This window comes from Sulfitobacter sp. SK011, assembly GCF_003352065.1.
In the GTDB taxonomy this organism is placed as follows: domain Bacteria; phylum Pseudomonadota; class Alphaproteobacteria; order Rhodobacterales; family Rhodobacteraceae; genus Sulfitobacter.
In genome coordinates this window covers 1,455,820-1,468,889 of sequence record NZ_CP025803.1, presented here as the reverse complement: position 1 = coordinate 1,468,889, position 13,070 = coordinate 1,455,820, and the positions used below count along the sequence as shown (strand labels likewise).

12 protein-coding genes are annotated in these 13,070 nt (G+C 57.7%); 8 read left to right on the top strand and 4 right to left on the bottom strand.

The window, feature by feature from the left end; all coding sequences use genetic code 11:
- The first annotated feature begins 2 nt into the window (after nucleotides 1-2).
- The 4 genes from C1J02_RS07235 to C1J02_RS07220 are packed head-to-tail and all read left to right on the top strand — an operon-like array spanning nucleotide 3 to nucleotide 3,301.
- Nucleotides 3-341: an aminotransferase class III-fold pyridoxal phosphate-dependent enzyme gene (locus C1J02_RS07235; RefSeq protein ID WP_302622763.1), complete on the top strand. Its 339-nt coding sequence runs from the start codon at nucleotides 3-5 to the stop codon at nucleotides 339-341.
- 59 nt (nucleotides 342-400) lie between these two features.
- Nucleotides 401-1,360, top strand: coding sequence for an ornithine cyclodeaminase family protein (locus tag C1J02_RS07230; protein WP_114877972.1), 960 nt, complete (start codon nucleotides 401-403; stop codon nucleotides 1,358-1,360).
- 10 nt (nucleotides 1,361-1,370) lie between these two features.
- Nucleotides 1,371-2,342 carry a pyridoxal-phosphate dependent enzyme gene (locus C1J02_RS07225; RefSeq protein WP_114877971.1) on the top strand — a complete coding sequence of 324 codons (972 nt, stop codon included), beginning with the start codon at nucleotides 1,371-1,373 and terminating at the stop codon, nucleotides 2,340-2,342.
- On the top strand, nucleotides 2,339-3,301 hold the full coding sequence (locus C1J02_RS07220) for a succinylglutamate desuccinylase/aspartoacylase family protein (protein ID WP_114877970.1): 963 nt from the start codon (nucleotides 2,339-2,341) through the stop codon (nucleotides 3,299-3,301). The genes C1J02_RS07225 and C1J02_RS07220 overlap by 4 nt, the downstream gene beginning before the upstream one ends.
- 298 nt (nucleotides 3,302-3,599) lie before the next feature.
- Here the strand turns inward: C1J02_RS07220 and C1J02_RS21150 are convergent, their stop codons facing one another.
- The gene (locus C1J02_RS21150) at nucleotides 3,600-4,364 is read right to left on the bottom strand and encodes a hypothetical protein (RefSeq protein WP_254693232.1); all 765 of its coding nucleotides are present in this window, start codon (nucleotides 4,362-4,364) and stop codon (nucleotides 3,600-3,602) included.
- Between the two features lie 98 nt (nucleotides 4,365-4,462).
- On the opposite strand from C1J02_RS21150, the gene C1J02_RS07210 reads away from it, so the two are divergent.
- Nucleotides 4,463-5,467, top strand: coding sequence for a hypothetical protein (locus C1J02_RS07210; protein WP_114877969.1), 1,005 nt, complete (start codon nucleotides 4,463-4,465; stop codon nucleotides 5,465-5,467).
- A gap of 12 nt (nucleotides 5,468-5,479) precedes the next feature.
- On the opposite strand, the gene C1J02_RS07205 is transcribed toward C1J02_RS07210, so the two are convergent.
- Nucleotides 5,480-6,085, bottom strand: coding sequence for a hypothetical protein (locus tag C1J02_RS07205; protein ID WP_114877968.1), 606 nt, complete (start codon nucleotides 6,083-6,085; stop codon nucleotides 5,480-5,482).
- 179 nt (nucleotides 6,086-6,264) lie between these two features.
- Between C1J02_RS07205 and C1J02_RS07200 the strand changes: the two genes are divergently transcribed.
- Entirely contained in the window at nucleotides 6,265-7,557 is a 1,293-nt protein-coding gene (locus C1J02_RS07200) for an O-acetylhomoserine aminocarboxypropyltransferase/cysteine synthase family protein (protein ID WP_114877967.1), read from the top strand.
- Nucleotides 7,558-7,603: 46 nt separating this feature from the next.
- Here the strand turns inward: C1J02_RS07200 and C1J02_RS07195 are convergent, their stop codons facing one another.
- Nucleotides 7,604-8,305 (bottom strand): SIMPL domain-containing protein, encoded by a 702-nt coding sequence (locus tag C1J02_RS07195; RefSeq protein ID WP_114877966.1) that lies wholly within the window; start codon nucleotides 8,303-8,305, stop codon nucleotides 7,604-7,606.
- Between the two features lie 172 nt (nucleotides 8,306-8,477).
- Here C1J02_RS07195 and C1J02_RS07190 point away from each other — a divergent pair, with 172 nt between their 5' ends.
- Nucleotides 8,478-11,240 carry a hypothetical protein gene (locus C1J02_RS07190; RefSeq protein WP_114877965.1) on the top strand — a complete coding sequence of 921 codons (2,763 nt, stop codon included), beginning with the start codon at nucleotides 8,478-8,480 and terminating at the stop codon, nucleotides 11,238-11,240.
- A 62-nt stretch (nucleotides 11,241-11,302) separates the two neighbouring features.
- Here C1J02_RS07190 and hppD read toward each other — a convergent pair whose 3' ends face one another.
- Entirely contained in the window at nucleotides 11,303-12,403 is a 1,101-nt protein-coding gene (gene hppD / locus C1J02_RS07185; RefSeq protein WP_114877964.1) for a 4-hydroxyphenylpyruvate dioxygenase, read from the bottom strand.
- Nucleotides 12,404-12,551: 148 nt separating this feature from the next.
- On the opposite strand from hppD, the gene C1J02_RS07180 reads away from it, so the two are divergent.
- Nucleotides 12,552-13,007 (top strand): Lrp/AsnC family transcriptional regulator, encoded by a 456-nt coding sequence (locus tag C1J02_RS07180; RefSeq protein WP_114880440.1) that lies wholly within the window; start codon nucleotides 12,552-12,554, stop codon nucleotides 13,005-13,007.
- Nucleotides 13,008-13,070: the final 63 nt, after the last annotated feature.

The window sequence follows — 13,070 nt, the reverse complement described above, 5'->3', positions numbered from 1 at the left end:
CAATCACACAAACGAGCCAGAGCCTCCAATGCTCAAGCCGCTCTGATGTTCCATTTTATATGAAGACGGACAGTTTGCAAGACAAACACGATTGCATCGGTGATGTGCGCGGCATTGGCCTGTTCATCGGCGTTGATCTGGTCACTGACCGGACCACTAAGTCCGAGGCGACCGCCTTGGCCATCCATGTTAAAGACCGCATGCGCGATAAACGCATTTTACTGGGGACCGAAGGGCCAAAGGACAATATCCTGAAAATCCGCCCTCCCCTGACCATTCAACCGGATGATGTGGACATGATCATTTCGACCCTTGATCACATCCTGAACGAGCGATTTTGACATGTCCCTCGTGGTCTGGTTTCCCTTTTTTTGTTACATAACCCGAAAGTGCCCTTTTGATGCTCGACCTTGATAAAAAGCAGATCATGGCGTTGTTCGATTTTGACGCCGCCGCAAAGCGCATCAAAAAAGCCTATGTCGCGTCTGCCCAAGGCGAGGTGCAGACAGGCGATGTCGTGCACCTGGCCTTTCCAGAGGCGCAGGGTGATTGCCATGTTAAATCAGGTCATATCGCGGGCACCGATACCTATGTGATCAAAATCGCGTCCGGGTTTTATGACAATCCATCCAAAGGGTTGCCGTCATCGAACGGCATGATGCTGGCTTTTTCCGCGACAACGGGTGAACCCCGCGCGATATTGCGGGACGAAGGCTGGTTGACGGATATGCGCACGGGTATCGGGGGCGCATTGGCGACCCGCGCCTTGGCCCGCGCAGATGCGACTGAGGTGTTGATCATCGGCGCAGGCATACAGGCAAGGCTTCAGGCGATGTGCCTTGCAAAACTGATGCCAGAGCGGGCGTTGAATTTCCACATCTGGGGGCGCAATGCCGCAGCCGCCGAGGCGCTCACCGCTGATTTGACTGCCGCAGGCCACAGCAGTCAGGTGGCACTCGACCTGAATAAGGCAGTTGGCACCGCCGACATCATCATCACCACGACGACTTCCACCGCCCCCCTGTTTGCAGATGGATTGGTGCGCAAAGGCACCCATGTCACCGCAATCGGGGCCGACTGTCCAGGAAAACAGGAACTGCCGACAGATCTGGTTGCCACTGCGTCCTTGCGTGTCTGTGACATGGCCCGCCAGTCCCTGAACCACGGTGAATTCCAAACCGCCAGCCGCGCAAATGCGGCGTTAGAGGTCACAGAGTTGGGCCATATCCTCTCAGGTTCTCAGGCCGGACGCATGTCGCAGGATGACATCACCATCGTTGACCTTACCGGGATCGCAGCCCAGGACATCGCCATGACCCAAGCCATCATTGACGCCGCCGCGTCCGACCCTTCAGAATAAAGGACATGCAATGACAGCATCCCCCGCCGTACTCGAACAGGCCGCCCTGTCGGTCGCCGCTCACCGCCGGATCAAACGCTGGCTGCCACCGACGCCATGCATCGCGTCGCGGATGTCATTTGACGACGACACCGGCCTTGTCTTCAAAGCCGAGAATTTTCAGCAGACCGGATCGTTCAAGTTTCGTGGCGCATTGTCGAAACTCACGTCCCTATCGACCGAAGTCCCGGCGATCACGGCATCCTCTGGCAACCACGGGCTCGCGCTTGCCACAGCAGCGCAGATGACGGGTCATGATCTGACTGTGGTTTTGCCGGAAACCGTGGCACGGGAAAAACTGTCGAGGATCAAGGCGCTTGGGGTTGAGACGATCCTGCATTCAAACGATTCCGGGCTCGCCGAACAGCACGCACAGGCGTTGGCCAAAGAGCAGGGCAAAATCTATGTCTCCCCTTACAACGATCCTCAGGTGATCGCGGGTCAGGGCACAATTGCGCTGGAATTGCTGGAACAGCTGCCGCGCCTTGATGTTGTCTATGTGTCGATCGGTGGTGGCGGGCTGATTTCGGGAATTGGCAGTGTGCTCAAGGCGTTTTCACCGGGTACCCGCGTTGTCGGCGTCAGTGCAATCAATTCAGCGGCTTTGGCGGCCAGCATCCGTGCGGGCCACATGGTCGAGGTCACACATTCGGACACCCTTGCTGACGGATGCGCTGGCGGCGTGGACCAAGGGTCCATCACGCTGCCTTTGGGGATCAAGGTCATCGACACACTGATTGATTGCTCAGAGGATCAGATCGCGGATGGTCTGCGGCATCTGGCCTGGACCGAGAAAATGCTCGTCGAAGGGTCGGCCGGACTGGCACAGGCCGCGTGGCAGATCGACGCGCCAAACCGCCAAGGCAAAGTAAGTGCGGTAATCCTGTGTGGCGCAAACTTTGACCAAGACCGGATCGCACCTGTCATTGGCTCAGTGCAATGATCCCGCTGGACAGGCCCGGCCTGACATCCGGATATGCGCATTTTCACAATTCGACCAACAAAAGCGCATGGCAGTCGGTGCGGCTGCCGATGCATTGCCTGAACGGGACGACGGGACCGACGACATTGATCCTCGGCGGGATGCACGGCGATGAATATGAAGGACCTGTCGCAATGGACGCTCTGGTGCGCGCCGTCGATCCGGGCGCGCTGGTGGGCCGTCTGATCCTTTTGCCCGCCCTTAACCTGCCTGCCGTGATGGCCGGAACCCGGCTGACCCCGGATGACGGGCTGAACCTGAACCGGGTGTTTCCGGGCGATCCGCTGGGCAGCCTTACCCAACGCATTGCGAATTGGCTAAGCGAGACGTTGATGCCGATGGCTGATCACATCGTTGACCTGCATTCTGGGGGTCGCACATTGAATTTTGCACCCAGCATCCTGGTGCCCGAAACGTCGTCGAAGGTGTCACTGGCACTGGCCGCAGGCATGGCTTTCGGCGCACCCTTCACGGTGCTGATAGACGAAGACCACGCCCCCATGAGCATTGATGCGGTTGCAGAAAAGCTGGATAAAGTCATCATCGCGTCCGAACTTGGGGGCGCGGGCATTGTGACACGTCACACGGCAACCCTTGCGACAGATGGTCTGGCGCGGATGGTTGCGGCACTTGGGCACCTGCCCCCAAAAGAGGTGCCGCCGACATCGCGTTGCGTGCGCCTGCCCGCCTCGGACGCATTTCTGATTTGCGACGATGACATGATTTTTGTGCCCGCGGTCGAATTAGGCGACCCGGTGAAAAAAGGCGATGTTCTGGGGCACGGGCGCTTCATTGACCGCGTTGACATGGGACCTCGCACCTACGTTGCGCCCAGCGATGGCTGGGTGCTTTGCTTTGCCGGACAGGGGCTGTCCCGCAGGGGAGATGTCATCGTGATTGTCGCCCAGGAGGTTACGTAGAACCTGTCTTTAAAGCATTCCAATCAAAGGCAGCGTCTATAAAATCGCCAAGCGGCACACTCCCACGTTACACAAAACTGCGCAGCACCTCAGCTAAGTTTTCCTGCGTGCGCACCCCGTTGTGCATCGACAACTTGCCGTTCATGAGGACATGCGCGATGCCGGATGCATAGCGCCGCAAATGCCTGGCTTGCCGCGCAGATAGGCCCAAACAATGCAGTCAACAGACGAGCCCGGTTCTTTCGGGTGATTTTATTTCCGCCCTATCAAATTCACCACTTTGCACAGTCGCTGGTTGCTAGGGGATCAGGATATTTCCACGCTCAAATCTCGCGGCGTCCATGCTCAGATCGTCATAGACAATCTGAATATCAATTGTACGGACAGACCCAGATTTCAGCGTCAGATAGGGCAAACCGTCCTCTTCGAGAATGGCGCTGGGGGTGGTGTATTTCATATGGCATTCCGGCAGCGGCCAATTCTGCATCGGTTCATCGTTCACAGAAATCGCCATCGCGTGCAGGCCGCAGCGCCAGCTCCAAATATGCGTCACATAAAGCAGGTCTTGTCCGTTGAATTCGCGCACCGCGACCCAATTGCCCTTGGTGGCATTCAGGATGGGTTTGACTTCGGCTGCGGTGGTGAATTTCCCGGTTGGCGTTTGTGGTTCCGCGACCAGTCCGGCGGGGACCACTGCCATGTTCATGACTGGGGCTGCCGGGTCTGGCGGGGCTGGTACTGCCTGAGGCACCGGGGCCTGGGCGGTCGGCGTGGCGGGAACCCCTTCCAGCAACACACCCTCGCCGATCACGACGCCGGACCCCAGGTCAACATTGGCCGACGGCGTGTCGGGTGCAGGTGCCAGAGTTGCCAGCGTATCACCAATCGGGGCTGTTGGAGCCACCTCGGCGGCTGCTGTTTCGGTTGCAGTTGTTGGGGGGGTGACAGGCTGAACAATCGCGGGGGGCGTTGCTTGGGTCTGCGCGGTCGCGGCATCGCCGGTCCCTGCCCCATCCGCGGAATTGATACCGGCGGCCATCATTGCGAGAAAGAAATCAATCATTTTACATGCCCCTTGTCTGCCGGCGTAAATTGCCGCCTTTTGCGATACCGCATCTGGCCCTATAGTGATCGCAAAAGACCAAAGGGCACCAATCGAGTATGGCACGCAAACCTCGCGCTTCGCAAACATTCAACATCGTTGTTGTCGGTCAGCACGGGCGGCTCTCGTATGAGGCGTTGTTGTTTGCAGCATCGCTGCGCCACACAAATCCCGATTTCAAAGGCCGGCTATTGATCGCGGAACCGCAGGCAGGACCGCTTTGGAACAATGATCCCAGCATCAGGGACCCGGACGTACGGGCCGCCTATGACTTCCTGGGTGCTGAAGTTATTCCCTTTGAGAACAAATATTTCGGCAGCGCTTACCCCTATGGCAACAAGATCGAAATGCTGCAGGCCCTGCCCAAGGGCGAGCCCTTTGTGTTCTTTGATACAGACACTCTGATCACGGGTGATCTGGCTGCGGTGCCGTTTGATTTCAATCGTCCGACCGCGTCGCTGCGGCGTGAAAACACCTGGCCCATACCGCAGCTTTATGGACCAGGTTACACCGGGCTTTGGAAATCGCTTTACGATAAATTCGGGCTGGATTTTGAAAGCAGCCTCGACCTGAGCCAGCCAGATGAATACTGGCGGCGCTATCTCTATTTCAATGCGGGGTTCTTCTTTTACCGCTGTCCGCATGAATTTGGTGAAAAGTTCCTCGACTACGCGCTGGCCATCCAAGACACGCCACCGGTCGAGTTGTGTTGTCAGAGCTTTGATCCCTGGCTTGATCAGGTGGCTTTGCCGCTGGTGATCCATGCGCTTGGCGGGGGCCGCGATACCTTGCCAGAGGGTCTGATTGATGGCTCAATATCGTGCCACTACCGCTTTTTGCCACTGCTTTACGCGCGTGAAAGCGATCTGGCCGTGCAGGTTTTGGAGACAGTTGCCGCGCCCAACAAGTTGAAAAAAGTGCTTAAGGGCCATGAAGCTATCAAGCGCATGGTGTTTCAGGGGCGTGGTGCCAAAGTGCGCGCGCTCTTTGATCAAGATAACCTGCCCCGAAAGGAGCAGGCCATTCGCAACCGCATCAAATCCGAAGGGTTCTGGATGCGCTAAGCAGCGTCCGGTTTAAGCGGCGGCACTTTCAAGTTCCGGCTTTTCCAGCAGCGTATAGGTTGTGATCAGGGCATCCTGAACCTGCGCGCGGGCGATCTTGCCTTTTTCGTTGCGCTTGCTGCGCGCGCCTACTGCCTTTTTGATCAGACGGCCCATCTGCTGATTGAGCGACACACGGGCACGCACCGCAACGCGGTTTTTTGAGATCGCTTTTTCGCCGATAGCAAGTGCATATTGTGCTGAAAATTCAGAGTCTTCTGCGGCTTCTTTCATCACGTTCAAAATGAAATGCTCGTCAAACTTTCCAGCGGCATCCATTTCGCCGGCAATCGTGACGGCATGGCCAATGACATAGCGCTTTGCAGTCAGACGAAGCGCCAGCGGGTCATCTTTTGGCGCGGTGGTGATCACATGGTCCTCGACCAGTTTTTGCATGTAATGCGTCATATTCATGCCCGCCGCTTTGGCCTGAGCGTCGATAAACCGGCGAACAGGCAATTCCAGCGTAAAGGTCACGTTGGTGGCTTTGGCCACGCTTTCGATCCGTTTTGCGCGGCGCTGCGCCTGTTCGCTGGTTGTAACTTTCTTGCCTGCCTGAATTTTTTCTTGTTTGCCCATTTTCGGGTCTCCTGCTGATAACATACATTGCATGTATGCTAAACCATATCGTCGGTCAACATACATTACATGTATGCTTGGCCTTTTGTTTGGCCAAGGCACACCACCCACAAACTCTGTTGAGAGTGCTACGGTTTGCGCCTAAACCTCTTCGGGACAATCCTTGAGGAGGACACCAGATGACCAACGAAACCAACTATGGCTTTGACACGCTGCAAATTCACGCGGGCGCGCGGCCCGATCCGGCAACTGGCGCACGGCAAACACCGATTTACCAAACCACGGCTTATGTGTTTCGCGACGCCGATCACGCGGCTGCATTGTTCAATCTGCAAGAAGTTGGTTTCATCTATTCGCGTCTGACCAACCCCACCGTGGCGGTTCTGCAAGAACGTATCGCCACGCTCGAAGGGGGTGTCGGCGCGGTGTGTTGTTCTTCCGGCCATGCCGCCCAAATCATGGCGCTTTTCCCGTTGATGGGTCCGGGCAAGAACATCATCGCCTCCACCCGTCTTTATGGGGGCACTGTCACGCAGTTCAGCCATACGATCAAACGGTTCGGCTGGAGCTGCACGTTTGTCGATTTTGATGATCTTGATGCGGTGAAAGCGGCAATCAATGATGACACCCGCGCGATTTTTGGCGAAGCGATTGCCAACCCCGGCGGGTACATCATGGACGTGCGCGCCATCGCCGACATTGCGGACGAGGCTGGCATTCCCCTGATCGTTGACAACACCACGGCCACGCCATTCTTGTGTCGTCCCATTGATCTGGGGGCCACGCTGGTGGTGCATTCGACAACCAAATATCTGACCGGCAATGGCACCGTAACAGGTGGTTGTGTGGTGGATTCAGGCAAATTCGACTGGTCCGCGAATGACAAGTTCCCCTCGCTCAGCCAACCTGAGCCTGCCTACCATGGCCTGAAGTTCCACGAGACCTTTGGCAATCTGGCCTATACCTTTCACGGCATCGCCATCGGCCTGCGTGATCTGGGCATGACGATGAACCCGCAAGCCGCGCATTATACGCTGATGGGCACAGAAACCCTGTCTTTGCGGATGGAACGCCATGTTGAGAACGCTGAAAAAATCGCAGCGTGGCTCGAAAAGGATGAGCGCGTCGATTTCGTTACCTATGCGGGGCTCAAATCATCCCCCTATTTTGAACGTGTCGCCAAAGTATGCCCGCGTGGTGCCGGTGGTCTGTTCACGTTTGCGGTCAAAGGCGGCTATGACGCCTGCGTGAAACTGGTCAACGCGCTTGAGATTTTCAGCCATGTGGCCAATCTGGGCGACACGCGGTCGCTGATCATTCACTCAGCCTCAACCACGCACCGCCAATTGTCAGCCGAACAACAAGAGGCGGCAGGCGCAGGTCCGGGCGTTGTGCGGGTTTCAATTGGGACCGAGGATGCAGATGACCTGATTGCCGATCTTGATCAGGCGTTGAGCAAAGCCGCAAGCTGATCCTGCCCCCCCACCGCAGCGCGCGGTGGGGGGGGGGCATCTGTAATCAAATACCGGGCGTGATGGCAAACACCATCGTCACCTGCGCCTGAATATCAATCTCACCACTTGCAATTGCATCATTCATCCCGGACCGCATGGCCGCCATTTCCATGGCCATCGGCGGCGCGCCGCGACTGTTTTCTGTCATCCGAAGGACGGTGCCGAGGGTCAGCGCTGCGGCCTCGGCCAGTTGCCCTGCGCGCTCAACCGCATCAGCAACCGCGACTTTCCGGGCCACCGCCATTGCAGGTGCGGGGTTTTGCAGACCAAAGCTCAAACCGTTGAAGTCATTCGCCCCAATGTCGATCACAGCATCCAGCATCTCGCCCAGCGCTTTCAGGTCGCGGATAGTCACTGTCACCGAATTGCCTGCCTCATACCCGGTGACCCGTGGCGCTTCTTCAGTGTTCGAGGGGCGGTTATTGTAGACCGGGTTCAGATAAAACCGGCTGGTCTGGCGGTCTTTCTCGGCCACGCCCAATGCGTCCAGTTGATCCAAAATCGCACTCACGGATTCTGTGACTTTGCCCATGGCCTCTTTTGCGGTTTTTGCATTTTCGCGCACGCCAAGTGTGATCGTGGCCATGTCGGGCACCACCGATATCCGCCCCTCACCCGTTACGATGATTCCCTGCTCCGGCACCTGCGCCATCGCCAGACCGGTGCATAAAATCCAAAGGCTGGCCGCCCATCTAAGTGTTTTCATGGCTGATCTCCTGATCTTTGCAGTTCCCCTGTGCCAAGCTTGCCCTGCGCATGGCCGCTCTACAAGGTGTGATGGGGCGGTTTACCTTTCCTTAAGCAAAGACCCGCGCTATTCTAAATTCCATCAGGGCCCGTATTTTATAGCGTCCGCTACCGTGTTAAAGATCTAAGCGATGAAGCCAAATTTTGCACTTTCCCTGTCGTTTGAAGGCATCCGGCTTTTGCACCGCGCGGCTGGCGGATGGCGCGTCGTGGGTGCAGTGGCCCTGGACGCAGCAAACATGGCGGACGAACTGGCCGTGCTTCGACGCACCGCGTCGTCGTTGGAACCGGGTGGCGTACGTGCCAAACTTCTGGTGCCAAATGAGCAGATCAAATATCTGACAATTCCAACCCCAGACATGACCGACGCCGCGCGCCGTCAGGCAGCAAAAGACGCATTGGACGGGGCCACACCTTACGCTGTCGATGATCTGGCGTTTGATATCAGCCTTGATGGGGACCAGACCCACATCGCCGCTGTGGCGCGTGAAACACTGGACGAGGCCGAAGCATTTGCGGTTGAACATCGGTTTCACCCGGTCAGTTTTGCCGCGATCCCCACCGATCAGCCATATCTCGGAGAGCCGTTTTTTGGTCCGACCGCCATAGCCGATGAGTTGCTTGAGGATGGCGAGACCGTTGAGCCGGATGGCATCGCGGTGGTGGTTATCGGCGATGTGCAAACAGCGGATATAGGGGCACCTAAGAAGGGTGAACCGTCAGAGGCGATCGAGACTGCGTCTGAGCCTGAAGATGCTGAAAAGTCAGATCAATCAGATGTGAAAGACACTTCCGCGCCGGAAAAGCACGAGCCAAAGCAGGTAAAACCAACCGAAACGGCTGCTCCTGACCTCAAGAGCGAGGAAAAGGACGTTGATCCGGCTTCTGCGGCAAAGCCAGAGGAAGACCATACGCCCACGGCCAAACAGACCTCGCCTGACAAAGCGGAGCCTAAATCGGACACACCTGTCCTGCCCTCGACCCGCGGCGAAACCGAAACGACAGCGACACCAAAGACGGCCGACAAGCCCCCTGCGACGCCACAAAAAGAAGCCGAGCCAGCGGTTGCCAATCCAGTACGCCCTTCCGCTCCCGCTTTGGGATCTGCCACGCGCGGCACGGCGGTGCCCTCATTTGTCCCACCAAGCGTGCAGGCTGCCCCGTCACCGACAGCGCAAAAAACAGCAAATGCGCCTGCGGCTGGATTTGCCAGCCGTCGCAGCGCGGACACGCCCGGCACGTCAACCACGCTACCGGGTGCGCGCCGTGAGCCGTCACTGGGCGAGCCCTTCAGCAGCAATGCGGCAGACGCTGACCGATCACCGGGCATCTCCATATCTGACCCATCCCTTCCCGTTATGGATGAGGCGATCAAACCCGACAGCTCATCGCTTGCACCGCAAATTCCCGATGCGGCAGCACCAGCCAAAGCAGGCTTTTTGAGCCGGCGAAAATCCAAAACACCGCCGCCTGTCAATGTCGCCCCTCAAAGGCAGCCTGAGCCGGGCGCAGCCGTAGCCAAACCCCGGACCGAAGCCGAGCGGATGACCGTTTTCGGCGCGCGGCGTGCGGATGTGGGGGGCAAACCGCGTTTCCTCGGTCTGATTTTGACCGCAGCCCTTTTGGTGATCCTCGCCGGGGTGGCGGCCTGGGCCTCGGTGTTTCGGGACGATGGCTTCAGCCTGTCGCGGCTCTTTGGCGACCGCAGCCCGCGCGCCACGGCATCCATTCCCGCCCCGCCGGAAGACACGGATGATGGGGTTGAGATCGCTTCGCTTGAACCGGGCCTGACGGGCGAAGACGCCGCCGTGCTGGACGCCCTGCGCGACCCGATTGTCCCGGTCCCCGTTCCGGAAATGACCGAAGCCGAGGTCGAGGCAAAATATGCCGCCACAGGCATATGGCCGCGCGCGCCAGAGGTCCCGCCGGAACCCGCGTCACTGATCGACATCGAAGACCTTTATATGACCAGCATCGACCCGGTGAGCACATCAACGGATGCCGTGGCGCTGCCCGCTGCGGAAGGATATCTGACGGACGTCGTATTTGCGTCGGTTCCCTCCCCCGCAGCCGCAGGCACCCAGTTCGCCTATGATGCAAATGGGCTGTTGATCCCGACTGCCCAAGGGTCGCTGAGCCCGGACGGTTTTACCGTGTTTGCGGGTCGCCCGCCGGTTGTCCCAACGGCATTTCCTGATCGGACTGTGGCCGCACCGGAAGCACAAACCCTAACCGATCCTTTGGCCGAATTGCGCCCGCGTCCGCGCCCCGGCAATCTGGCTGAGACGACAGAGCGCGCGCAGCTTGATGGGCTGACGAAGTCCGAATTGGCCGGATACCGCCCCCAGTTGCGCCCCGCATCCGTTCAGGAACAGGCCGCAGCCGCCGCGGCGTCCCAAGTCGTTGACACGCAGACATTCGACACCTCGGAAGCGGTGGCGGCGGCACTGGCTGGCACACCGGCACCTGCCCCAGCGATTGAAAATGCAACCAGATTTGCAGTTCAGGCATCGCTGCGCCCTGACACTAGGCCACGAAATTTCGCCCGCATTGTGAAACGCGCGCAACGGGCAGCGCCCCAACAACAAGCAACGCAGGTGGCCAGTGCCGCAGCGGTGGCACCAAAGGTCGTGACCCCCTCCGTCCCGTCCAAGGCATCTGTCGCGAGGCAAGCCACGGTCAAGAATGCGATCAATCTGCGCAAGGTGAATTTGATTGGTGTCTATGGCAAACCATCAAGCCGCCGCGCTTTGGTACGGCTCAGCAATGGACGCTACAAAAAGGTGGTTGTTGGCGACCGCATCGACGGGGGCCGCGTGTCCGCAATTGGGGACAGCGAATTGCGCTATACCAAGAATGGACGGAACGTTGTGCTGAAAATGCCCAACGGCTGATAGGGGCAATGTGGCGTAAAGCCGGGGGGCACGCCCCCGGCACTACGTTGTTCGCCGCTTGATCAAGCCTTACTATCGGCCAGTTCACCGCTGTCGATCTGTTCCTGTTCGATGCTTTCAAACAGCGCTTTGAAGTTGCCCTCACCAAACCCATCATCGCCTTTCCTTTCGATGAATTCGAAAAAGATCGGGCCAATGACGGTTTTTGAGAAGATTTGAAGCAGAATGCGGGTTTCGCCGCCGTCGACAACCCCTTCTCCATCAATCAGGATTCCGTGTGTTTTCATGCGGTCCAGGGGTTCAGAATGGCCTTTGACCCGGTCATGGCTCAGTTTGTAATAGGTTTCAGGGGGGCCGGGCATGAATTTGACGCCCATTTCCGCAATCGCATCGGTTGCGTCATAGATATTGCGCGCGCCAACCGCGATATGCTGAATGCCTTCGCCTTTGTATTTCTTGAGATAGGCGACGATCTGACCCTTTTCATCGCGATCCTCGTTGATCGGGATACGGATTCGACCACAGGGTGATGTCAATGCGCGACTGGTGAGCCCGGTGAATTTGCCCTGAATGTCAAAGAAACGGATCTCGCGAAAGTTGAACAGATCGCCGTAGAACTTGAACCACACATCCATGTTGCCCTTGAACACGTTGTGCGTCAGGTGATCGAGATAGTAAAAACCGACCCCTTCGGGTTTGGACTGGGCGATCCAGTCGTATTCCCAGTTGTAGGGCGACGTGTCGTAATACTGATCCACGAAATACAAAAGCGACCCGCCAATCCCCATGATTGCCGGCACATCCAGCACCTTGCCGTCGCCTGTGTATTCTTCCGCACCGTTGGCAAGCGCATGTGCCAGCGCTTTTTGCGCGTCCACAACCCGCCATCCCATCGAAGGCGCACAGGGCCCATGCTGCTCAACAAAGCTCGCGCCAAAGCTGCCCGGTTCGGCGTTCAGGACATAGGTGATGTCACCCTGCTGCCAAAGCTCGATCTGTTTGGTCTTGTGGCTGGCCACATGGGTGTAGCCCATCCGTGCAAAGAGATCACGCAGGTCCTGTGGGGTGTCGCTGGCAAACTCCACGAACTCAAACCCATCGGTGCCAGCGGGATTTTCTGGCGTGATCTTGGATTTCGGGGCGTCGTGCGGGAAAGGACCCATGAGAAGTCTCCGTGTGATGAAAGTTTAATCAATTCGCGCCAGAAATATCGTTGGAATCGTGCATTTATCGCGCAAATGTTGGCATAATACTGGCCTTCTCCGCTCAAATGCCGCATAATGGTGAAAAATCATGCGGGAAACACGCATCATGTTAGATGAAATCGACGCACGTCTCTTGTCGTCCCTGCAAAAGGACGCCCACCTGACATCTCATGAGTTGGGCGAACGCCTCCATCTGTCAGCGTCTCAGGCCGGGCGACGGCGCCAGCGGCTTGAAGAAAGCGGGATCATTCAAGGGTATACAGCCCGGCTTGACCCGGTCAAACTGGGCCTGAATGTTCAGGGGTTTGTGCAGGTGCATCTGGGCACGCATGGGCCGGACCATTCGGCCAGTTTTGCGCGGCTTCTTGCCACCAGACAAGAGATCGTGAGCGCGTGGACAATGACCGGGGATGCGGACTATCTGTTGCGGGTCTACTGTGATGATCTGCCCAGCCTGAACCGGCTGATTCATGCGGTGTTGCTGCCGCACCCTGCCGTTTCAAAGGTGCACAGCCAGATTGTGATGGATCAACTCAAACGCGATGGGCCGCTGCCGACCTGACCGCGCTGATATCCGCAACACCCGTGACATATTGCTCGCGTAACGATTAATTTGCTCCTCTGA